The organism is Actinoplanes palleronii, assembly GCF_016862315.1.
Taxonomy (GTDB): Bacteria; Actinomycetota; Actinomycetes; order Mycobacteriales; family Micromonosporaceae; genus Actinoplanes; species Actinoplanes palleronii.
Genome location: NZ_BOMS01000025.1, coordinates 1 through 22481, shown reverse-complemented (window position 1 = coordinate 22481; position 22481 = coordinate 1). Strand labels below are relative to the sequence as shown.

Genomic DNA, 22481 nt, shown 5'->3' with positions numbered 1-22481 from the left:
CCCGAACTCCCCACGCAACGTGGGGGCGGGGCGAGCGTGTGAAGTTTCGGTGCGCTGCGCGCCTGAACTTCACACGCAAGGTGGGGGCGGGGTGAGTGTGTGAAGTTTCGGTGCGCTGGGCGCCGAAACTTCACACGGCGCGTGGAAGGATCTCGGCGTGGGGACTACTGAGGTGATCAACCCGGCGACGGGTGCGGCCTTCACGACCGTACCGTCGCTGGATCTGGCCGGGACCGACGCGGCGATCGAGCGTGCCCAGCAAGCTTTCGCGTCCTGGCGCGCGGTCGCGCCCGGCGACCGGGCGCGGCTGCTGCGACGCTTCGCCCAGGTGGTCGAGGACCACCTGGAGGAGCTGGCACAGCTGGAGGTGCGCAACGCCGGGCACACCATCGGCAACGCGCGCTGGGAGGCGGGCAACGTCCGGGACGTGCTGAACTACTACGCCGGCGCGCCGGAACGGCTGTCCGGCCGGCAGATCCCGGTGGCCGGCGGCATCGACGTGACGTTCCACGAGCCGCTCGGCGTGGTCGGGATCATCGTGCCGTGGAACTTCCCGATGCCGATCGCCGGCTGGGGTTTCGTGCCGGCGCTGGCGGCCGGCAACACGGTGGTGCTCAAGCCGGCCGAACTCACCCCGCTGACCGCGATCCGGCTCGGCGAGCTGGCCCTCGAGGCCGGCCTGCCGGAGCACGTCTTCCAGGTGCTGCCGGGCAAGGGCAGCGTGGTGGGGCAGCGGTTCGTCACCCACCCGGCGGTCCGCAAGGTCTGCTTCACCGGCTCCACCGAGGTGGGCAAGTCGATCATGGCGGGCTGTGCGGACCAGGTGAAGCGGGTGACGCTGGAGCTGGGCGGCAAGAGCGCCAACATCGTCTTCGCGGACGCCGACCTCGAGGCCGCGGCAGCGGCCGCGCCCGGCGCGGTCTTCGACAACGCGGGTCAGGACTGCTGCGCCCGCTCGCGGTTGCTGGTCGAGGCTTCGGTGTACGACAAGTTCCTCGCCCTGTTCGAGTCCTCCGTCACGAAATTCCGGGTGTTGGACCCGTCGGACGAGAAGTCGGACATGGGCCCGCTGATCTCTTCCGGTCAGCGGGAGACGGTGACGGGGTTTGTCGCCGAGGCCGATGTGGCTTTCCGGGGTGACGCCCCGACCGGCGACGGCTTCTGGTTCCCGCCCACGGTGCTGCTGGCCGGCTCCACGGAGGACCGGCACTGGCGCGAGGAGATCTTCGGCCCGGTCGTCAGCGTGCTGCCGTTCCGCGACGAGGCCGAGGCGATCCGGCTCGCCAACGACTCCGAGTACGGCCTCTCCGGCTCGATCTGGACCCGCGACGTGGGCCGGGCGCTGCGGGTCTCCCGTGCGGTGGAGACCGGCGCGCTGAGTGTCAACAGCAACTCGTCGGTGCGGTACTGGACCCCGTTCGGCGGGATGAAGCAGTCCGGCCTCGGCCGCGAACTGGGTCCGGACGCGCTGCTGTCGTTCACCGATGTCAAGAACGTGTTCATTTCGATGGGAGCTTGAGTGGAGCGTCTTCAGGACCGGGTCGCCGTGATCACCGGCGCCGGCAGTGGAATCGGGCTGGCGACTGCCCGGCGGTTCGCCGCCGAGGGCGCTTTCGTGGTCTGCGTCGACATCTCCGCGGATGCGGGCAAGGCCATCGCCGAGGAGGTGGGCGGCGAGTTCGTGGCCTGCGACGTGAGCGACGAGGAGCAGGTCAAGGCGCTCTTCGACGGGGTCGCCGAGCGGCACGGGCGGGTGGACATCGCGTTCAACAACGCCGGCATCTCGCCGCCCGACGACGACTCGATCCTGGTCACCGGCATCGAGGCGTGGGAACGCGTGCTCCGGGTCAACACCACGTCGGTCTTCTTCTGCTGCAAGTACGCGATCCCGCACATGCAGCGGCAGGGCAAGGGCTCGATCATCAACACCGCCTCGTTCGTGGCGCTGCTCGGCGCGGCGACGTCGCAGATCGCGTACACCGCGAGCAAGGGCGGGGTGCTGGCGATGACCCGGGAGCTGGGCGTGCAGTTCGCCCGGGAGGGCATCCGGATCAACGCGCTCTGCCCCGGCCCGGTGGCCACCCCGCTGCTGATGGACCTGTTCGCCAAGGACCCGGAGCGGGCCGCCCGGCGGCTGGTGCACGTGCCGATGGGCCGGTTCGCCGAGCCGGCCGAGATCGCCGCCGCGGTGGCGTTCCTGGCCAGCGACGACGCCTCGTTCATGACCGCGTCCCAGTTCGTCGTCGACGGCGGCATCACCGGCGCGTATGTAACTCCGCTGTAAACGTTTAGGCACCCCTCGGTGCGGGCACGAGATCCCCAGTACAGGGGTCGAATCCCTGTTCAGGCGGGTCTTGCTCCCCGTCTGAGGCAGGTCGGAAGGGGCCCGTGGCGCGGCGCCGGATCTCCGGCGCCGCGCGCCTGTACGGGGCATCCGGCCGCGGCGTGACTACGGTGGTGCGATGCGTCCGATCATCGGGATGACGACATATGTGATGCCCGCCTCGTGGGGCGTGTGGCGCGATCTCCCGACCACCCTGATCCCGTACGACTACACCGCCGCGGTCACCGAGGCCGGCGGCCGGGTGGTGCTGCTGCCCCCGGACGACCTGGACACCGACGTGCTCCGGATGCTGGACGGCCTGGTGGTCTCCGGCGGCCCGGACATCGGCCCGGAGCTGTACGGCGCCGAACCCGGCCCGCACACCGTCACCCATCCCGACCGGGACGCCGCCGAGATGCCGCTGCTGCGCGCCGCCCTGGACCGTGACCTGCCGGTCCTCGGCGTCTGCCGTGGCATGCAGCTGCTCGTCGCGGCGTCCGGCGGCACCCTGCACCAGCACCTGCCGGACGTGCTCGGCCACGAACGGCACCGGGTCGCTCCCGGGGTCTACAGCGACCATGACGCCGTCTTCACCCCCGGCAGCCGGATCGCCGGACTGATGGGTGCGGACGTGACCATCAACTGCTTCCACCACCAGGGCGTCTCCGATCCCGGGACCCTGACCGTCACCGGACGGGCCGAGGACGGCCTGCCCGAGGCGGTCGAGGACCCGGAGCGGCGGTTCGTGCTCGGCGTGCAGTGGCACCCCGAGGTGCGCCGGGACCGGCGGCTCTTCGGAGCTCTGGTGGGGGCGGCGGCGGAACGGATCTGAGGAGGGCACCACCCTGATGCGCAGACCGATGATCGGCCTCACCTCGTACGCCCAGCACGTGCGGTTCGGCCGCAACGACATGATGGCCGGCATGCTGCCGATGACCTACGTCAAGGCGGTGCACGCGACGGGCGGCCGGGCGTTGCTGATCACGCCGGACGACCCCGGCACCGACGTGCTGGAGTGCCTCGACGGCATCGTGTTCACCGGCGGCGGCGACGTCGACCCGGCGCACTACGGCGCCGTGCCGCACCCGGAGACCGAGGTGGACGCGGTGCGCGACGCGGCCGAGCTGATGCTGATGCGCGCCGCGCTCGCCGCCGACCTGCCGGTGCTCGGGGTGTGCCGCGGACTGCAGGTGATGGCGGTGGCCACCGGCGGCGCGCTGCACCAGCACCTGCCCGACCTGATCAACCACGACCGGCACCGGGCCCACGCCGGCACCGACCCGCTGGCCGCGAGCGCCGGCGACTACGGCCGGCACGACGTGGTGACCACCCCCGGCAGCCTGGCCTGCGACCTGCTCGGCCGGCGTACCTCGGTGAACTCGTTCCACCACCAGGCGGTGGCCGACCCGGGTGAGTTCGTGGCCACCGGCTGGTGCCCGGACGACCGGGTCGTGGAGATCATCGAGCATCCCGGGCGGGGCTTCGCGCTGGGCGTGCAGTGGCACCCGGAACGCACCACCGACCTGCGGGTCTTCGCCGCGCTGGTCCAGGCCGCGCTGGTGAACCGGGCCGGGCCGGCCGACCGGGTCGCGCCGGTGCCGGGCGAGGTCCCGGCGGCCGTATAGCGGGATACCGGGTCGCCGGGCGGCGCCGCACCGGGCAGCATGGCGGGCATGAAGGTGCATGAGGGGATCAACGGGCGGCTGCGGGACTTCATCGCGGCCCAGCAGATGTTCTTCGTGGCGACCGCGCCGTCCGGCGACGGCGGCCGGGTCAACGTCTCACCCAAGGGGATGACCGGCACGTTCGCCATCCTCGGCGAGCACCGGGTGGCGTACCTCGACTTCCACGGCAGCGGCGCGGAGACCATCGCGCACCTGCGGGAGAACGGCCGGATCACGCTGATGTTCTGCGCCTTCCAGGGCCCGCCGAACATCGTCCGGCTGCACGGCGCCGGCCGGGCGATCCCGGTCACCGATCCGGAGTACGCCGCGATGCTGCCGCTGTTCGGCGCGGCCGAGGACACCCACGGCGGCCGGTCGATCATCGACGTCGCGGTCGACCGGGTCAGTGACTCCTGCGGATACTCGGTGCCGCTGATGGCGTACGAGGGCGATCGGGATCTGCTCATCCGCGCCCACGAGCGCCGCGACGACGAGGCCCTCGCCGAGTACCGTCGGGTGAAGAACGGCGCCAGCATCGACGGGTTGCCGATCTTCGGCTGAGCGTGCCGGGCGACCCGATGTTAACGTGCGTCGGGAGCCGGACTTTCCGGTCAACCGAACCCCCGCGGAGGCTTCGATGGGTGCCCTGCCGGCCCGGTTGCGCGTCGCGTTCGAGCGCGGCGGCGAGATGGGCCGCCGGATGGCCACCCTGGACTGGTCCACGTCGCCGGCCGGTGACCCGTCCACCTGGCCGCCGGAGCTGGCCGGTGCGGTGATCACGGCGCTCGCCTCCCGCGCGCAGATCTGCATCTTCTGGGGCCCCGAGCACGCGGTGTTCTACAACGACGGGTACATCCCGGTGACCGGCAGCAAGCACCCGGAGCACCTCGGCCGTCCCGGCGCCGAGATGTGGGCCGAGGCCTGGGAGATGATCCACGACCTGTTCCGCCGGGTGCACGACGCCGACGAGGCGTTCTACGCCGGCGACCTGCTCTTCATGCTGGAACGGTACGGCTTCCTGGAGGAGACGTACTTCGACATCTCGTACGACCCGATCCGGGGCGCGGACGGCTCGATCACCGGGATCAGCTGCATCGTCGCCGAGACCACCGGCCGGGTGCTGGGGGAGCGGCGGGTGCGGACCCTCTCCGCGCTGGGCCGTCGCCTGGCCGGCTCGCCCGACCCGGCCGCGCTGGCCGCCGAGGCCGCCGCGGTGCTCGGCGAGAACGCCAACGACGTGCCGTTCGCCGCCGTGGTGCTGGACGGGCAGGGCGCGCACCCGGCGATCCGTGCGGTGATCGCCAGCGGTCGCCCGGGCCGGGTGCCGCTCGCCGAGGTGACCGAGCCGGCCGCCGGGGCCGCCGACGAGGCGCTGGTGCTGCCGATCGGCGCCGGCGCGGAGACGGTCGGCGCGGTGGTCGTCGGGGTGAGCCGGTTCCTGCGGCTGGAGGGCGACTACCGCGACTTCCTCGACCTGGCCGCGGCGCAGATCTCCCAGGCGGTGGCCACCGCCCGGGCCTACGCGCAGGAGCGCCGCCGGGCCGCCGAGCTGGCCGCGCTGGACCAGTCCAAGATCGACTTTTTCTCGAACGTCAGCCACGAGTTCCGTACCCCGCTGACCCTGATCCTGGGGCCGCTGGAGGATCTGCTCGACGCGCCGGACACCACGCCCGTGCTGCGCGACCGGCTGCTCCCGGTGCACCGCAACGGCTTGCGCCTGCTCAAGCTGGTCAACACGGTGCTGGACTTCTCCCGGCTGGAGTCCGGGCGGATGCGCGCGGTCTACCGGCCCACCGATCTGGCCGGGCACACCGCGCGGCTGGCCACCGCGTTCCGGCCGGCCACCGACCGGGCCGGGCTGGAGCTGGTGATCGAGACGCCGTCGTCCCCCGTACGAGTACACGTGGACCACGAACTGTGGGAGAAGATCGTCTTCAACCTGCTCTCGAACGCGGTGAAGTTCACCCGCGAGGGACGGGTCGACGTCCGTGTCGGGGTGACCGGCAGCCACGCCGAACTCTGCGTCCGGGACACCGGTGTCGGCATCCCGGCGAGTGAGCAGCCCCTGCTGTTCGACCGGTTCCACCGGGTCACCGGCGCCTGGTCGCGCAGCCACGAGGGCACCGGCATCGGGCTGGCACTGGTCCGCGAGCTGGCCGAGCTGCACGGCGGGTCGGTCGAGGTACACAGCGAGCTCGGCGTCGGCAGCGAGTTCACGGTCCGGATCCCGTTCGGCGCCGCGCACCTGCCGGCCGAGCGGATCGACGACGACCCGGCCCCGGTGACGGCCGGCGCCGACTCACGCCTCTGGGTCGACGAGGCCGCCTGGTGGGCCGGCGACGGCGAACCCGCGGCCCGCCCGGCGCCGGACCGCGGCGACGAGGACGAACCAGGGACTCGGCCGGCTTCGGACCGCCACGGTGGGCGGATCCTGCTCGCCGACGACAACGCCGACCTGCGCGAGCACGTGACCCGGCTGCTCAGCCCGTACTGGGAGGTGGTCGGCGCGGTGGACGGCGAGTCCGCCCTGGCGCTGGCCAGGGAACGGCCGTTCGACCTGGTGCTGACGGACGTGATGATGCCCGGGCTGGACGGCTTCGCGCTGATCGCCGCGCTCCGCGCCGACCAGCGCACCCGGGACGTGCCGATCGTGGTGCTCTCGGCCCGGGCCGGCGAGGAGTCCGCGGTCGAGGGCCTGGCCGCCGGCGCCGACGACTACCTGGTCAAACCGTTCTCCACCCGGGAGCTGACCGCGCGGGTCCGGGCCAACCTGGAACTCGGCCAGCTGCGCCGGGAGACGGTCAACCGGCTGCGCGGCCTCGTCGACGCGGCCGTGGCGCTGAACGCGGTGGCCGGCACCGCCGAGGTGCTCGACCTGGCCGCCCGGCACGCGCTGGCGATGACCTCGGCCGGCCGGGTGGTGCTGGCCGCCGGCCCGGACGCGCACGCCGAACGGGACGCCGGCGCCGAGGTGGGTGATGAACCGGACCTGGTGCTGCCCCTGCCGGACACCGCCGGGGTGTCCCTCGGTGAGCTGCGGGTCTGGTCCGGGCCGGACGGGCCGGTCGAGCCGATGGTGCTCACCCAGCTGGCCCGGCTGATCGGGTTGCGGCTGGCCAACGCCCGGCTCTACGAGAGCGAACACCGGATCGCCAGCACCCTGCAGCACAGCCTGCTCCCGCAGTCCCTGCCCCGGGTCCCCGGCGCCGTGGTGGCCAGCCGGTACGTCGCGGGCAGCAGCGAGGCCCGGGTCGGCGGCGACTGGTACGACGTGATCGCCGCCCCGGACGGCGGGCTCTTCCTGGTCATCGGCGACGTGGTCGGCAAGGGCGTGCAGGCCGCCGCCGCGATGGGCCAGCTGCGCAACGCGCTCCGGGCGTACGTACTCGAAGGTTTTGATTGCGGAGCGGCCCTGAGCCGCCTCAACCGCCTGGTGGACACGCTCGGCCGGCGGCAGTTCGCGACAGTGCTCTGTGTACGGTTCGATCCACGGACCGGGGTGATCCGGTACTCCTCGGCCGGCCACCCGCCGCCGATCCGGATCACTCGCGGCGAGCCGGGCGTGTTCGTCTACACCAGCGCGCTCGGCCCGCCGATCGGCGCGCTCGGCCACGTGACCTACCCGACCAGGACGGCGCAGCTCACTCCGGGCGACCGGCTGCTGCTCTACACCGACGGGCTGGTCGAGGACCGCAGGCAGGGCATCGACGCCGGCCTGGCCGAGCTGACCACGGACGCGGCGGCGCCCACCGAGCACGTCGAAGATCTGCTGGACGCACTACTGGCCAAGGCCACCCGACAGGAGAGGCGGGACGACATCGCGATGATCGCGCTGGAGGCGACCGAGCCCCGTGAGTTCGTCATGCGGCTGCCCTCCGACCCGACCCGGCTCAGCGTGGTCCGCAAGCGGCTGGAGGACTTCCTGACCGCGCACGCGGTCCCGGAGGCGGACCTGTTCGACCTGATCGTGGCGGTCTCCGAGGCCGCGGCGAACGCGATCGAGCACCCGATCGACCCGGCCGAACCGGTGATCGTCGTGGAGGCGTCGGTGGAGCCGGACGCGATCATCGTGATCGTCCGGGACACCGGGCGGTGGCGGCCGGCCACCGACGCCGGCTTCCGCGGGCGCGGGCTGGCGCTGATCGGCGCGCTGACCGAGCTGTCCGTGCACCGCTCCGCGGAGGGCACCGCGGTGACCTTGCGAAGGCCGATCAGCCGGGCTGATCTGTCTGCGCCGGCCTGAGCCAGGGCTGCTCACCGAGGCCGGAGATGTCCAGCACCCGGCGGACCCGGTCGGACGGGAACACCTCGAACGTCCCCGGGTAGACCTCGGCGAGCCGGACCAGGGTGTGGATGGCGGCCGAGTCGAAGAACGACACGGCCCGCAGGTCGATCGTCGCGCCGGTGATCCGGGCCGGGGTGGCGGCCTGGAAGAGGGCGTCCGCGGTGGCCATGTCCACCTCACCGGTCACGGTCACGGTGACCCGGTCGCCGGTGACCACGCCGGTCGCCGAGAATGTCGGGTCCTCGCCCTCTTGATCCACGATTACACGATTTCACAGCGTGCTGGGAGCGGCAAGGACACCACCGAACGAGGCCCCGGGCGGCGGATAGGCTGTGTGCATGACCGTACGTGCGCCTCTCGTGCCGGGTAAGCAGTCGCGTGAGCGATCGGTCCCGGCCACCATCGTCCGCCCGGAGTACGTCGGCAAGAAGCGCCCGAAGGAGTGGCGCGGCTCCCACGTGCAGACCCCCGAGACGATCGAGAAGATGCGGATCGCCGGGCGGATCGCCGCGCAGGCCACCCAGCTGGCCGGTGAGCACTGCAAGCCGGGTGTGACCACCGACGAGATCGACCGGGTGGTGCACGAGTTCATCCTGGACCACGGGGCGTACCCGTCGACCCTGGGCTACAAGGGCTTCCCGAAGTCCTGCTGCACCTCGCTGAACGAGGTGATCTGCCACGGTATCCCGGACACCACGGTGCTCGAGGACGGCGACATCATCAACGTCGACGTCACGGCCTATCTGAACGGGGTGCACGGCGACACCGACGCCACGTTCTGCGTCGGCGACGTCAGCGAGGAGGCCCGGCTGCTGGTCGAGCGGACCCACGAGGCGATGATGCGCGGCATCCGCGCGGTCGCGCCGGGCCGGCCGATCAACGCGATCGGGCGGGTGATCGAGGCGTACGCCCGCCGGTTCGGCTACGGAGTGGTCCGCGACTTCACCGGCCACGGCATCGGCGAGACGTTCCACTCCGGCCTCTACATCCCGCACTACGACAACCCGCGTCTGGAAACCGTGATGGAGCCGGGCATGACGTTCACCATCGAGCCGATGATCACCCTCGGCACGTATGAGTACGACGTCTGGAAGGACAACTGGACGGTGGTCACCAAGGACCGCAAGTGGACCGCCCAGTTCGAGCACACCCTGGTGGTGACCGAGGAGGGGTCCGAGATCCTGACCCTGCCGTGACCGCGGTCGCCGAGCACCACCACGCCGACGTCTCCGGCGGCTGGCTGCGCGCTGCCACGTTCGGCGCGATGGACGGCCTGGTCACCAACATCGCGCTGATCGCCGGCGTGGGCGGCGCCAGCACCGACCGGCACCTGCTGGTGCTGACCGGGGTGGCCGGCCTGGTCGCCGGCGCGATCTCGATGGGCATCGGCGAGTGGACCAGCGTCCGCACCCAGAACGAGCAGATCGCCGCGGAGCTCGACAAGGAACTCCACGAGCTGCGGGTCAACCCGGAGGGCGAGGCGGACGAGCTGGTCGAGGTGTGGACCGCCCGTGGCCTGCCACCCGAGCTGGCCCGTCAGGTCGCCGAGGTGCTCAAGGTCCACCCGGAGCAGGCGTTGCGGGTGCACGCCCAGGAGGAGCTGGGCGTGGTGCCGGACGAGCTGCCCAGCCCGTGGACCGCGGCGTCGTCGTCGTTCGTCTGCTTCGCGGTGGGCGCGATGATCCCGCTGCTCACCCTGATCCTCGGCTACGACAACCTGTGGGTGGCGCTGTCGGCCGGCGGCCTGGGCCTGTTCGCCGTGGGCGCGCTGATCTCCCGTCTCACCGCCCGCCCCTGGTGGCTGGGCGGCCTCCGGCAGCTGGTCCTCGGCGCCCTGGCCGCCGGCGCCACCTTCGCCATCGGCACCCTGATCGGCGTCAACACCTGATGTGGTACGGACACGGAGCGCACGTCCGCAGGCTACGAGCCACGTCCCGCCCGTGAGGCCTCGCGCGAGGCCGCGGCCGGTCCGGGCCGTGACGCGCCTTGCGGGGGTTGGCTGGCTCTCAGGGGTGTCTCAACGCCGTTGAGACACCCCTGAGGACCAGCCGGGGAACCGGGAGGCGCGCTGCGGTCCGGGGGTGAGCGGGTCTGGCGCGAGACCGGCCCGGGGCGTGGCTCGTAGCCTGCGGCGGGCCGCTCCGTACTCGTACCACATGGGGTTGATCGTGGGTTGACCGGAAGCGGACAGCGGTCAGTCGAAGAGGGCGCCGAGCGTGCCGTCGATCGGGCGGCCGCGAGCGGCCAGCTCCTCGGCCTGGTAGCGGAGGATGGCGCCGAGCTCCTGCATGTCGGCGGCGGCGACGCCGGTGTGCTTCACCGCGTCCACGGCGTTGCGGAACCAGGTGCGGGTGAGGAATCCGGTGACCAGGGCGGCGTTGACCCGGGCCTGGGCGATCATCACGAGCGCGGCGTCGGTGTCGTGCCACTGGGCCAGGCGGATCGCTCGCTGGCGGGCGCCGTTCGCGATCGCCCAGTTGTGCCGGGCCAGCTGGGTGAACTCGGCCGGGCGGGCCTCGGCGAGCAGGTCCTGGTGTGCCTCGCGGTGCTCCTTGAAGCAGCCGGTCGGATCGTGCAGCGGATAGACGGTCATGTACCGGTCGGCGAGCAGCGGCCAGCGCGGGGTGAGCTGCCGGGCCTGTGCCAGCGCCTCGTCGGCGGTCAGCACCTCGAGCTCGACCGGGACGCCGTCGACCTTGCGCAGGCTCGACTTCGGGCCGGTCCGCGGGCGGAGGGTGAGCACGACCAGGTTGACGTCGCTGGTCTCCGAGTCGTCACCGTGCGCGAGCGAGCCGCGGATCCCGACGGCGTGCACGTCGGCCGGCCAGCGGGACCGGACGGCGTCCGAGAGCCGGACGGCGAGCGCGGCACGCGGCGAGGAGGCGTCGATCCCGTCGATCACCGTCCCATTCTCGGCCCTCAGGCGGTCGGGCGACCGGGAAAGATCAGGGTCAGCGGGGTGATCTTGGCGAGCTTCCGCCACTTGGTCGCGCGCACCGCGGCGTCGGTCAGCGCGGACAGCGCCTCGGTCCGGTCGGCGTTCTCGGTCACCGGCAGCACCACCCGCCAGGCCTGACCCACCCCGTCCTCGATCTGGACGGCGAGTTTCAGCGCCGAGGCCCGGTCCTCGACCGGGAACGGCAGCTCGTAGCCGGCCGGGGTGGGCGCGGTGCTCGCCTGCAGGCGAGCGAGCCGGTCGACCAGGTCGTCGCGGCGGACCCGGTGCTCGTCCTCGGCGGCCCGGGCCTGGTTCTGCTCGGAGCCCTCGCGCAGGTGGACACCGATCAGCCCGTACGCCCAGATGGCCGCCTCCTCGGCGGCGAGCGCGCCGGCCAGTTGCTCTTTCACGTTCGAGAAACTAGCGCAGTCCGGGAAACTAGCGCAGCGCCTCCGCGTGCGAGGCGCGAGCGGCCGCTATCGATCCGACCAGCGCGGCCCGCTCGGCCGGAGCGCTGCGGCAGGCGGCGGCCGCGGTCTTCTGCGCGGCCTGCTCGGACTTGCGCAGCGCGGCCGCGGTGTCGGCGCCGGTGGTGGCGGCCGAGGGGGCCGCGCCACCGGACGGCAGGGTGGTGCCGATCACCCGGGCCAGCTCCACGGCGTGCGCCCGGTGCGCCTCGGCGAGGGGGGTGAGTTTCGCGGCCAGGGCGGGCTGGGCCAGCGCCACCCGGGTGTGTGCCGCGGCCAGCGTCAGCGCCTCGTCCAGCAGCGGCTGCAGCGCGTCCGGGGCCGGGGCGGGCTCCGGATCGTCGTCGAAGAGGCCGCAACCGCTCAGGGTGACCAGGCCGGCCAGGGCGCCGCTCGCACCCAGCACCCGGCGGCGGGTGTGTCCTGAATCGCTCATCCGCACCGAGCCAGTCAACACCATCACCTTGGAGGATGATGTCCGGGGCCGTTGACCTGCGGAACAGGTGATTCTCCAGCGGCGACGCCAGCTCCGGAGGGCCGGCACGTTACGCTCTGCGTCAGCCGCGGGGCCACGAACTGCCCGGCGGCATATAGTCGTGGCAGCGTAATAACTAGTGAGAGGTCGAGCCCGATGACGCAGCGTGGTCGCGCCGGGGCCCGGCCCGGTGGTCGCCAGGATGGCAGGCGAGGCCAGCAGGAGACCCGGAGCACTCCGGTCGCCCCGCGCATCGACCTGACCGCCGCCCGCGCCAAGTTGCGCGCGCTGGTCGAGCCGGTGGTCACCGCGGCGGGGTACGACCTGGAGGACCTGACCCTGACCCGGGCCGGCCGCCGGTTCGTGGTCCGGGTGCTGGTGGACACGGACGGCGGGGTCGGTCTGGACGACGTGGCGATCGTCTCACGGGAGATCTCTGCCGTGCTGGACGCCGCGGACGAATCCGGCGGCGAGCTGCTGGCCGGGGAATATCAGCTGGAGGTCGGCTCACCCGGTGTGGACCGGCCGCTGACCGAGCCGCGGCACTGGCGCCGGAACACCGGCCGCCTGGTCGCGGTGAACGGCCTGACCGGCCGGGTGCTGCGCACCGACGACACCGGCGTGACGCTGGACGTGGACGGCGCCGAGCGCGAGGTGGCCTGGGCCGACCTCGGTTCGGGCAAGGTCCAGATCGAGTTCAAGCGCTTGGACGAAGCCGATTTCGGCGACGAAGACGACACCGACGAAGAAGCCGACGAAATAGAAGACGAAGGGGAGGGCGAGGAGTGAACATCGACCTCGCGGCGCTGCGCGCCCTGGAGCGCGAGCGGGAGATCCCGTTCGAGACGATCATCTCGGCTATCGAGACCGCGCTGCTCACCGCGTACCGCCACACCGACGGGCCGGAGAGTCACGCCCGGGTGGAGATCAACCGCAAGACCGGCGTCGCCTCGGTGCTGGCGCAGGAGCTGGACGCGGACGGCACGCTGGTCCGCGAGTGGGACGACACCCCGCACGACTTCGGCCGGATCGCCGCGATGACCGCCAAGCAGGTCATCCTGCAGCGGCTCCGCGAGGCGACCGACGAGCAGCACTTCGGTGAGTACGCGGGCCGCGACGGTGATCTGATCACCGGTGTGGTGCAGGCCGACGCCGCGCGTGCCGAGAAGGGCATCGTGATCGTCGACCTGGGCAAGGTCGAGGCGGTGCTGCCGCAGTCCGAGCAGGTCCCGGGCGAGTCGTACGAGCACGGTTCCCGGCTGCGCTGCATCGTGGTGCACGTGGCCAAGGGGTTCCGCGGTCCGCAGATCACCCTGTCCCGCTCGCACCCGGCGCTGGTCAAGAAGCTGTTCGCGCTCGAGGTGCCGGAGATCGCCGACGGGACCGTGGAGATCGCCGCGATCGCGCGTGAGTCAGGTCACCGTACGAAGATCGCGGTGAAGTCGACGGTCCAGGGCGTGAACGCCAAGGGCGCCTGCATCGGCCCGATGGGCCAGCGGGTCCGCGCGGTGATGAGCGAGCTGCACGGCGAGAAGATCGACATCATCGACTGGTCGGACGACCCGGCCCAGTTCGTCGGCAACGCGCTGTCGCCGGCCAAGGCGCTGCGGGTCGACGTGGTCGATCTGGCCACCCGGACGGCCCGGGTGACCGTGCCAGATTTCCAGCTGTCGCTGGCGATCGGACGGGAAGGTCAGAACGCCCGGCTCGCCGCCCGGCTCACCGGTTGGCGCATCGACATCCGGCCGGACAACGAACCCGCTCCGAGCGCGGACCGTCATGCGGCCGAGGCGGGGAACTGACCGGATACGCGGTCGCCGCGATCGAGGGGTAGACTTCTCCTCGGTCGGACCGACGCGAACCTGCGTCGGCTGCCGCAACCGCGCACCGGCCGCTTCATTACTCCGGTTCGTCGCGGCAGGATCCGAGGGAGACCTCAGGCTTCTGCCAGATCCAAACCGCCGACTGCCGGGCCGGGGAGCACATGTGCATCCCGATCCGGCCTGCTTCGCGCAGGCGGAGCGCCGTCGCGCCTTCGGGCGTGCGTTGCGTCTCACCGGTGTTGCTGACGCCGGATTGCTTGCCGAGCACATCCGAACGGTCTCCGTGCCGTCCGGAACCACCGATGACGAGGCGTCAAAGCCCCGTCACGTCCCAGCAAGGTAGGACGACCCAGATGAGCACTCGATGAAGTCCCTGAAATGACCAGGCTTCTAGTGCACGAGTGAGGTCAGTGCGGGTACTGCTCGCACGACCTCGAGATGAGGAGTGCAGTGCCAGGCAAGGCCCGCGTTCACGAGCTCGCCAAAGAGCTCGGGGTCGACAGCAAGACCGTGCTCGCCACATTGAAAGACATGGGCGAGTTCGTTAAATCCGCATCGAGCACCGTCGAGGCCCCCGTGGCTCGCCGGCTCCGTGGCGCCCTCGAGGCCGGCGGCAACGCTCCGGCGGCTCCGGCCGCTGCGGCGTCCGACTCCGCCTCGTCCGGTGGCGTCGCCACTCCGTCCGGGGCTCCGCGTCCCGGCCCGTCCGGCGCCCGGCCCGGTCCGCCGCGCCGTCCCGGCCCGCCGCCCGCTCCGGGCACGTCTGCCGCTCCGACGTCCCCGGCCGCTCCGGCGCCCGGTCCGTTCGTGCGGCCGAAGCCGGCCATGCCCGGCCGTCCGGGCCCGACGCCCGGCCCGGTCGCCAAGCCGGCCAGCGCGCACGACATCGAGGTGGCGGCCGCCGAGGCGCGCGCCTCGGCGCTGAAGGCCGAGCAGGAGGCCTCCGTCAAGGCGGCCCAGGCCGCGTCGGCAGCCCGCACCCGGGATGCCGAGCGTCGCCCCAGCCCGCAGAACCCCACCGACGCCGGCCCGCGTGGCCCGCGTCCGGGCGGTCCTGGCGGCCCCGGTGGCATGGCTCCGCGTCCGGGTTCCCCGGCCGCCGGCCGCACCGGTGGCAACCAGCCCGGCCAGGGTGGTCCCCGTCCGGGTCCGGCCGGTGGCGCTCCGCGTCCCCCGGCTCGTGGTCCGGGTAACAACCCGTTCGGTGTCTCCGGCGGTGCCGCGCAGCGGCCGTCGCCGTCTCAGATGCCGCGTCCCAACCAGCCCGGCATGCCGCCGCGCCCGAGCCCGGCCTCGATGCCGCCTCGGCCCAGCCCGGCGTCCATGCCCTCGCAGCGGCCCGCCGGTCCCGGTGGTGCCGGTCGCGGTGGTCCCGGTGGCGGCGCTGGCCGTCCCGGTGGTCCCGGTGCGGGTCGTGGCGGTCCCGGTGGCGGTGGCGGTGGCTTCCGTCCGGGTGGTCCCGGTGCCGGTGCCGGTGGCGGTTTCCGTCCCGGTGGCGGTGGCGGTGGCGGTTTCCGTCCCGGTGGTGGCGGCGGTGCCGGCGGTGGCGGTGGCTACCGTGGTGGCCCCGGCGGCGGTACCGGTGGTCCGGCCAGCTCGGGTGCTCCGGGTCGTCCCGGTGGCGCCGGTGGCCGTGGTCGCGGTGGCGGTGCGGCGGGTGCCTTCGGGCGTCCCGGTGGCCGGCCGACCCGTGGCCGGAAGTCGAAGAAGCAGCGTCGTCAAGAGTTTGACAACCTGTCCGCCCCGCAGATGAGCTCCGGCGCTCCGCGTGGTCAGGGCCAGGAGATCCGGCTCTCCCGCGGCGCGTCGCTCTCCGACTTCGCCGACAAGATCAACGCCAACCCGGGCTCGCTCGTCCAGGAGATGTTCAACCTGGGTGAGATGGTCACGGCGACGCAGTCGTGCTCCGACGACACCCTGGGCCTCCTCGCCGAGCACCTCGGCTTCGAGCTCCAGATCGTCAGCCCCGAGGACGAGGACCGTGAGCTCCTGTCGCGGTTCAACATCGACCTCGACGCCGAGGTGGCCGAGGACCGTCTGGTCATTCGTCCGCCGGTGGTGACCGTCATGGGTCACGTCGACCACGGTAAGACGAAGCTGCTCGACGCGATCCGCAAGACCAACGTGGTCGCCGGCGAAGCGGGTGGCATCACCCAGCACATCGGTGCCTACCAGGTCGTCGTCCCCCACCAGGGCGAAGAGCGCGCGATCACCTTCATCGACACCCCGGGTCACGAGGCGTTCACCGCCATGCGTGCTCGTGGTGCCCAGGTGACCGACATCGTGATCCTCGTGGTCGCGGCCGACGACGGCGTCATGCCGCAGACGGTCGAGGCGTTGAACCACGCCAAGGCGGCCGGTGTGCCGATCGTGGTCGCGGTCAACAAGGTCGACAAGCCGGACGCCAACCCGGACAAGGTCCGGCAGCAGCTGACGGACTACGGCCTGCTCGCCGAGGAGTACGGCGGCGACACGATGTTCGTGAACGTGGCCGCGAAGCCGGGTATCGGCATCGACGAGCTGCTCGAGGCGATCCTGCTGACCGCCGACGCGTCGCTGGAGCTCACCGCTCCGATCGACGGGCCGGCGCAGGGTGTCGCGGTCGAGGCGCACCTCGACAAGGGCCGCGGTGCGGTCGCGACCGTCCTGGTCCAGAAGGGCACGCTGCGGGCCGGCGACTCGATCGTGGCGGGTGGCGCGCACGGTCGCGTCCGCGCCATGCTCGACGAGAACGGCAACAACGTCGCCGAGGCCGGTCCGGCCCGTCCCGTGCTGGTCCTGGGTCTGACGTCGGTGCCCAGCGCCGGCGACACGTTCCTGGCGGCTGCGGACGACCGCACGGTCCGGCAGATCGCCGAGCAGCGGCAGGCTCGCCGTCGTGCGGCCTCGTTCGCCAACTCGGGTGCCAAGGCCACTCTCGAGACGCTCATGGCCCAGCTGAAGGAGGGCGAGAAGACCTCGCTCACGCTGGTCATCAAGGGCGACAGCTCGGGTTCGGTCGAGGCTCTCGAAGACGCGCTGTTCAAGATCGAGATCCCGGACGAGATCCAGCTCAAGGTCATCCACCGCGGTGTCGGTGCGATCACCGAGAGCGACGTCAACCTGGCGTCGGCCTCGTCCGAGCAGACCGCGACGATCATCGGCTTCAACGTCCGGGCCTCCAGCAAGGTCAAGGAAATGGCCGACCGCGCCAGCGTGGAGATCCGCTACTACAGCGTGATCTACCAGGCCATCGAGGAGATCGAGGCGGCGCTCAAGGGCCTGCTCAAGCCGGAGTACGAGGAGGTCGAGCTGGGCACCGCGGAGATCCGCGAGGTCTTCCGCTCGTCCAAGATCGGCCTCATCGCCGGCTGTATCGTCCGGTCGGGCCTGCTCCGTCGCAACACCAAGGCGCGCATCCTCCGGGAAGGCACCGTGGTGGCGGACAACGTCACGATCAGCTCGCTCAAGCGGTTCAAGGACGACGCGACCGAGGTCCGCGAGGGCTTCGAGTGTGGTCTGACGCTGCAGGGCTTCGGCACGCCGCAGATCGGCGACGTGATCGAGACCTGGGAGATGCGGGAGAAGCCGCGGGCGTAATGCCCCGCTGAGTTTCTGGTGGCCCCGGCGCTTCGGCGTCGGGGCCGCTTCTTTTCCGGTACGCCGTGAGCGTCACCCCCGAGCCCCGGATTTGGGGCGGCGCGGCCGGGGCTGGGAGGATGTGCGGCATGTCCCGCTACGCCATGTTGCTCGCTCCGTCCGCCAACCGTGTCTACGCCGACCAGGCGTCCCGCATGTCCCAGGCGGAGCTGGCCGCGTTCGCGCCGGTGCTCTCCGGCGAGCTGGACGAGATCGGGCTGGCTGTGATCGGCGGGGTGGAGTACGTGACGTTCACCGCCGCCCTGAGCGCGCGGGACGTCGCCTACCTGAGCAACCTGTCGTCGGCCTACGCCCTGTTCGAGCTGCTCGACGGCGACCTGCTGCGCCCGGTCACGATGACCGCGCTGGCGCAGTACGACAGCGACCTGATCACCATCCCGAAGTACGCCGGGAAGACCAACGAGCAGTTCACCAAGCTCGTGCTGAACCTGACCCTGCTCGCCTCGGCCTCGGCGGAGAAGATGCTCGACGGTCACCTCACCGTGCTCGACCCGCTCTGCGGCCGCGGCACCACGCTCAACCAGGCGCTGATGTACGGCTACGACGCGGTGGGCGTGGAGATCGACGGCAAGGACGTCGAGGCGTACAAGCTGTTCCTGCAGACGTGGCTGAAGCGCAAGCGGCTCAAGCACACCGCCGAGCTGGTGCCGATGCGCCGCCAGGGTCGCCGGGCCGCCCGCCGGCTGGAGGTCACCATGGCCGCCAGCAAGGACGACCACAAGGCCGGCGCGGTGCAGAAGCTGACGGTGCTGGAGGCCGACACCACCCAGCTGGACGGGCTGATCCGCGGCAACTTCGCGGACGTGCTGGTGACCGACCTGCCGTACGGGGTGGCGCACGGCTCCTACGACGACAACGGCGGGATCTCCCGGCGCCCGCTGGACCTGCTGGAGCGGGCCGTGCCGGAGTGGCTGCCGCTGCTGCGCCCGGGCGGCGCGATCGGGCTGTCCTGGAACACCAAGGTCGCCCGGCGGGAGCTCGCCGAGGACATCCTGCTGGCGGCCGGTCTGGAACTCGTCGAGCACGCGCCGCTGGCGCACCGCGTCGACCAGGGCATCGAGCGTGACGTGGTGGTGGCCCGGAAAACGAGCTGACCAGCGGCGGGCCGGGGCGTAGCCTGTCTCGCTGATGTATACCGAGACTGCAGTCTTCGACCTGCTCCTGCCCGGCGACTCCCGGTCCTTGAAGCAGAAACGTTCGTACCTCCGCCCGATCATCGCGATGCTGAAGAAGTTCGAGGTGAGCGTCGCCGAGGTCGGTTTCCACGACTTGCACGGCCGGGCGCAGGTCGGGGTGGCCATCGTCGCGCCCGATCCCGCGCAGGCGCGCGCGGTGATCGACACCTGCGAGAACCAGATGGCCGGTCGCCCGGAGATCGAATTGCTCTCGGTCAGGCGTCGCCTCTACGGCGACGACGACTGAGTACGCCCGTCATGGGCAAAACCAGGTAGTGGCCAGGCAATGTCGCCTGGGTACGCTTCACCAGTTGGGCGGGGTCATGAAACCCGCGGGTTACACAGTCGGAGGTGGGCGAGATGTCGGATCCGGCCAAGACGCGTCGGCACGCGGAGCGTATCCGTGAGCTGGTGGCTTCGCTGGTGCGGGAGATCAAGGATCCCCGCCTCGGCATGGTGACGATCACGGACGCCCGGATCACCGGTGACCTCCGTGAGGCGACCGTTTTCTATACCGTCCTGGGTGACGTGGTCGAGCAGGCCGGCACCGCGGCGGCGCTGGAGAGCGCCAAGGGGATGCTGCGCACCCGGGTCGGTCACGCGCTCAAGCTGCGGCACTCACCGAGCCTGGCGTTCAAGCTCGACAACGTGCTCGACAACGTCAAGGAGATCGACGATCTGCTGGCCGCGGCGAAGCACCGCGACGAGGAGATCGAGCGGCTCGCGGCCGGCAAGGAGTACGCCGGCGAGCCGGACCCGTACAAGAGCGACGAGGACGAGGTCGACGACGACGAGGATGAGTCCGAGCGGGTCGGTGCCCGCAAGGAAATCGGGTGACCGAGTCGTCCAGCGGGCCTGCCGCCGAGCAGTGGGACGCCGCCGTCGCGGCGGTCCGCGCGCTCGGCGGTGACGCCGAGATCCAGCTGATCTGCCACGTGAGCCCGGACGGGGACGCGCTCGGCAGCATGCTCGGTTTCGGGCTGGGGCTGCGACGGCTCGGGTATTCGCGGGTCCGGGCGACGTTTCCGGGCGACTTCCGGGTGCCCGATCCGTACGCCGAGATGCCGGGCCTCGAGCTGCTGGTGCCGGAAGCGGACAGCTTTCCGGAGCCCGCCCTGGTCCTGGTCTTCGACGTGGCCAGTGAGTCACGGCTCGGTGGCCTCGCGGCCCTGGTCGAGGCCGCGCCGGTCAGCGTGGTCGTCGACCACCACGCGTCGAACACCGGGTTCGGCACGATCCGGCTGGTGGACCCGCACGCCGCGGCCACCTCGGTGCTCGCCGAGCAGCTGATCACCCGGCTCGGTGTGCCGCTGGACGCGGCGATCGCCGAGTGCTTCTACGTCGCGCTGGCGACCGACACCGGCTCGTTCAAGTTCGACATGACCACGGTGGCGGTGCACGAGCTGGCCGCCCGGCTGATCGCCACCGGGCTGCGGCCCGGTGACATCTCCCGGCGGATCTTCGACACCAAGCCGTTCGGCGCGATGAAACTGGCCGGTGAGGTGCTCGGCCGGGCGGTGCTGGATCCGGCCGCGGCCGGCGGGCTCGGTCTGGTCTGGACGTATGCCACGCTGGCCGACCTGGCCCGGCACGCGCAGCCGCCCTATGTGCTGGACACCCTGATCGACCCGGTCCGCTCGGTCGCCGAGGCGGACGTGACGGTGCTGGTCAAGGAGATCGCCGACGGGCAGTGGGCGGTGTCGCTGCGCAGCAAGGGCGCTGTCGACGTGAGCCGCCTGGCCATCTCGCAGGGTGGCGGGGGTCACCGCCTGGCGGCCGGCTTCACCGGTCACGGTGCTGCGGGTGACGTGGTGGCCACTGTGCGTCGGCTTCTTGACGATTATCTGACCTGACGCTGTTTCAACAGCTCATAGGGGGTCGCCCGAAGGGGTGGCCCCCTTCTTTTCTTCCCGGATCCCGGGATCCCACCCTGCGCGGGGCTGACTGAACGTTAGTTTGAGTGCTGAACGGTGATTTGGTTTCGTGCGGCTGACACCTCCGCCACCGCGAGACCGCGAGCCCACCCGGGTCCACCGCCCCGGGCGCGTCACCTCCGCCAGGCGTCCGGCGATCCCGGACCGGCCTCTCGTGACGCTCTGCTCGACCGCTCCCGGGCGCCCGCTGCGCGGTGCGCCCCACCCAAACTTTGGAAGGAACCACTCTCATGGCCGCCAAGCCGAAGCCGCAGCCCACCGACGACGCCGCCCGTGAGCAGGCGCGTCGCGCGCTGCAGACCTCACTGGACACGCGTCAGTAGGTTGTAAGGCCTCAACTGGGCTTGTAACCCTTACCGCTGGGCGGGCATCATGGGACACCATGAGCCTGTCCGTCCAGTCCTCCGCCAGCACCAGGCAGATCGCCAAGCTCGCCCTGCCGGCGCTCGTGGTGCTCGCCGCCGAACCGCTCTACGTCCTGGTGGACACCGCGGTGGTCGGCCACCTCGGCCCGGTCCCGCTGGCCGCGGTCGCCGTCGGTGGCACGGTGATGTCGGTCGCCGTCTGGTTCGGGACGCTGATGGCGTACGGGACGACCGGACGCGCCGCCCGCCGCTTCGGCGCGGGTGACCGCCCGGCCGCCGTCGCCGAGGGTGTCCAGGCGTCCTGGCTGGCGCTCGGCCTCGGCCTGCTGCTCGTCGTGCTCGGCACGGTCTTCGCCGGCCCGGTCGCGCACGCGCTGGCCGGGAACCCGGAGACCGCCGACGCCGCGGCCGGCTGGCTGCGGATCGCCGTCCTCGGCGCGCCCGGGCTGATGCTCGCCGCGGCCGGCAACGGCTGGATGCGCGGCGTGCAGAACACCCGCCGCCCGCTGATCATCGTGCTCGGCGCGAACGTCTTCTCCGCGGTCCTCTGCCCGGTGCTGGTCTACCCGGCCGGGCTGGGCCTGACCGGCTCGGCGATCGCGAACGTGACCGCGCAGTCGATCGGTGGCGCGCTCTTCCTGTGGTCGCTGATCCGTGAGACCCGGCAGTTGCGCCCGGTGCCGTCGGTGATCCTGCAGCAGGTGGTGCTCGGCCGCGACCTGCTGATCCGGGGCGCCGCGTTCCAGGCCTGCTTCCTCTCCGCGACCGCAGTCGCGTCCCGCTTCGGCGTCGCCGCGGTCGGCGCGCACCAGATCGCGCTGCAGTTGTGGTTCTTCGCCGCGCTGGTGCTGGACGCGGTGGCGATCGCCGCGCAGTCGCTGGTCGGCGCGGCGCTCGGGGCCGGTGACGTGGACCAGGCCAAGGACGTCGCCCGCCGGGTGACGATCGCCGGCGGTGCGGCCGCGGTGGTCTTCGCGGCGCTGGTGGCGGCCGGCGCCTCGGTGATCCCGGGCTGGTTCACCGGTGACCCGTCGGTGCGCGAGCAGACCGCGGTGATCTGGCCGTGGTTCGTCGGGCTGCTGCCGTTCGCCGGGGTGGTCTACGCGCTGGACGGGGTGCTGATCGGCGCCGGCGACATCGCCTATCTGCGGACCACCACGATCCTCGGCGCGCTGTGCGGCTTCCTGCCGATGATCTGGCTGGCGTACGCGTTCGACCTCGGCCTGGGCGGGGTGTGGGCCGGCCTGGCGTTGTTCGTCATGGTCCGCCTGGTCGCGACGGTCACCCGCTGGCGCTCCCCGCGATGGGTGGTGGTCGGCGCCACCCGCTGAGCGTGGGCCGCGTGCGGTCCCGGCTGGTGCTCAGGGGTGCCTCACGGCCCGTGAGGCACCCC

The 22481-nt window shown here is 71.8% G+C and carries 21 protein-coding genes; 17 read left to right on the top strand and 4 right to left on the bottom strand.

Annotation, left to right across the window (positions count from 1 at the left end):
* Positions 1-157: 157 nt before the first annotated feature.
* From Apa02nite_RS09505 to Apa02nite_RS09480, 6 genes are all read left to right on the top strand, one after another.
* Entirely contained in the window at positions 158-1519 is a 1362-nt protein-coding gene (locus Apa02nite_RS09505) for an aldehyde dehydrogenase family protein (protein WP_203824711.1), read from the top strand.
* Positions 1520-2284 carry a 3-oxoacyl-ACP reductase gene (locus Apa02nite_RS09500; protein ID WP_067689189.1) on the top strand — a complete coding sequence of 255 codons (765 nt, stop codon included), beginning with the start codon at positions 1520-1522 and terminating at the stop codon, positions 2282-2284. It begins immediately after the preceding gene.
* 178 nt (positions 2285-2462) lie between these two features.
* Positions 2463-3155 (top strand): gamma-glutamyl-gamma-aminobutyrate hydrolase family protein, encoded by a 693-nt coding sequence (locus Apa02nite_RS09495; protein ID WP_067689193.1) that lies wholly within the window; start codon positions 2463-2465, stop codon positions 3153-3155.
* A gap of 16 nt (positions 3156-3171) precedes the next feature.
* Complete coding sequence (locus Apa02nite_RS09490) at positions 3172-3948, top strand: gamma-glutamyl-gamma-aminobutyrate hydrolase family protein (protein ID WP_203824710.1); 777 nt, start codon at positions 3172-3174, stop codon at positions 3946-3948.
* 48 nt (positions 3949-3996) lie between these two features.
* Positions 3997-4548 (top strand): pyridoxamine 5'-phosphate oxidase family protein, encoded by a 552-nt coding sequence (locus Apa02nite_RS09485; protein WP_067689750.1) that lies wholly within the window; start codon positions 3997-3999, stop codon positions 4546-4548.
* A gap of 76 nt (positions 4549-4624) precedes the next feature.
* A complete protein-coding gene (locus Apa02nite_RS09480) occupies positions 4625-8230 on the top strand; it encodes a SpoIIE family protein phosphatase (protein ID WP_203824709.1) in 3606 nt (1201 codons plus the stop codon).
* Here Apa02nite_RS09480 and Apa02nite_RS09475 read toward each other — a convergent pair.
* A complete protein-coding gene (locus Apa02nite_RS09475; RefSeq protein ID WP_203824708.1) occupies positions 8199-8531 on the bottom strand; it encodes an STAS domain-containing protein in 333 nt (110 codons plus the stop codon). The genes Apa02nite_RS09480 and Apa02nite_RS09475 overlap by 32 nt on opposite strands.
* A 79-nt stretch (positions 8532-8610) precedes the next feature.
* On the opposite strand from Apa02nite_RS09475, the gene map reads away from it, so the two are divergent.
* Entirely contained in the window at positions 8611-9468 is an 858-nt protein-coding gene (gene map / locus Apa02nite_RS09470; protein ID WP_203824707.1) for a type I methionyl aminopeptidase, read from the top strand.
* Positions 9465-10160, top strand: a complete 696-nt coding sequence (locus Apa02nite_RS09465; RefSeq protein WP_203824706.1) for a VIT1/CCC1 transporter family protein — start codon at positions 9465-9467, stop codon at positions 10158-10160. The genes map and Apa02nite_RS09465 overlap by 4 nt, the downstream gene beginning before the upstream one ends.
* Before the next feature lie 306 nt (positions 10161-10466).
* Here Apa02nite_RS09465 and Apa02nite_RS09460 read toward each other — a convergent pair whose 3' ends face one another.
* Genes Apa02nite_RS09460 through Apa02nite_RS09450 form a run of 3 tightly spaced genes read right to left on the bottom strand, consistent with a single transcriptional unit; the run spans position 10467 to position 12113 of the window.
* Entirely contained in the window at positions 10467-11174 is a 708-nt protein-coding gene (locus Apa02nite_RS09460; RefSeq protein ID WP_203824705.1) for a nucleotidyltransferase domain-containing protein, read from the bottom strand.
* Between the two features lie 17 nt (positions 11175-11191).
* Complete coding sequence (locus Apa02nite_RS09455; RefSeq protein ID WP_203824704.1) at positions 11192-11620, bottom strand: ferritin-like domain-containing protein; 429 nt, start codon at positions 11618-11620, stop codon at positions 11192-11194.
* 28 nt (positions 11621-11648) lie between these two features.
* Positions 11649-12113 carry a hypothetical protein gene (locus Apa02nite_RS09450; RefSeq protein ID WP_239164217.1) on the bottom strand — a complete coding sequence of 155 codons (465 nt, stop codon included), beginning with the start codon at positions 12111-12113 and terminating at the stop codon, positions 11649-11651.
* 195 nt (positions 12114-12308) lie between these two features.
* Between Apa02nite_RS09450 and rimP the strand changes: the two genes are divergently transcribed.
* The 9 genes from rimP to Apa02nite_RS09405 all read left to right on the top strand — a co-directional run bounded on the left by rimP (position 12309) and on the right by Apa02nite_RS09405 (position 22419).
* On the top strand, positions 12309-12941 hold the full coding sequence (gene rimP / locus Apa02nite_RS09445) for a ribosome maturation factor RimP (RefSeq protein ID WP_203824703.1): 633 nt from the start codon (positions 12309-12311) through the stop codon (positions 12939-12941).
* Positions 12938-13954: a transcription termination factor NusA gene (nusA, locus tag Apa02nite_RS09440; protein WP_067689219.1), complete on the top strand. Its 1017-nt coding sequence runs from the start codon at positions 12938-12940 to the stop codon at positions 13952-13954. The genes rimP and nusA overlap by 4 nt, the downstream gene beginning before the upstream one ends.
* Positions 13932-14318 (top strand): YlxR family protein, encoded by a 387-nt coding sequence (locus Apa02nite_RS09435; protein ID WP_083971207.1) that lies wholly within the window; start codon positions 13932-13934, stop codon positions 14316-14318. The genes nusA and Apa02nite_RS09435 overlap by 23 nt, the downstream gene beginning before the upstream one ends.
* A 107-nt stretch (positions 14319-14425) precedes the next feature.
* Positions 14426-17554 (top strand): translation initiation factor IF-2, encoded by a 3129-nt coding sequence (gene infB, locus Apa02nite_RS09430; protein WP_203824762.1) that lies wholly within the window; start codon positions 14426-14428, stop codon positions 17552-17554.
* A 128-nt stretch (positions 17555-17682) separates the two neighbouring features.
* Entirely contained in the window at positions 17683-18708 is a 1026-nt protein-coding gene (locus tag Apa02nite_RS09425; protein ID WP_203824702.1) for a TRM11 family SAM-dependent methyltransferase, read from the top strand.
* A 34-nt stretch (positions 18709-18742) separates the two neighbouring features.
* Complete coding sequence (locus tag Apa02nite_RS09420) at positions 18743-19036, top strand: DUF503 domain-containing protein (RefSeq protein WP_067689231.1); 294 nt, start codon at positions 18743-18745, stop codon at positions 19034-19036.
* Between the two features lie 113 nt (positions 19037-19149).
* Positions 19150-19626, top strand: coding sequence for a 30S ribosome-binding factor RbfA (gene rbfA, locus Apa02nite_RS09415; protein WP_203824701.1), 477 nt, complete (start codon positions 19150-19152; stop codon positions 19624-19626).
* The gene (locus tag Apa02nite_RS09410; protein ID WP_203824700.1) at positions 19623-20642 is read left to right on the top strand and encodes a DHH family phosphoesterase; all 1020 of its coding nucleotides are present in this window, start codon (positions 19623-19625) and stop codon (positions 20640-20642) included. Before rbfA ends, Apa02nite_RS09410 begins: the two co-directional genes overlap by 4 nt.
* 463 nt (positions 20643-21105) lie before the next feature.
* Positions 21106-22419 carry an MATE family efflux transporter gene (locus tag Apa02nite_RS09405; RefSeq protein ID WP_203824699.1) on the top strand — a complete coding sequence of 438 codons (1314 nt, stop codon included), beginning with the start codon at positions 21106-21108 and terminating at the stop codon, positions 22417-22419.
* Positions 22420-22481 lie beyond the last annotated feature (62 nt).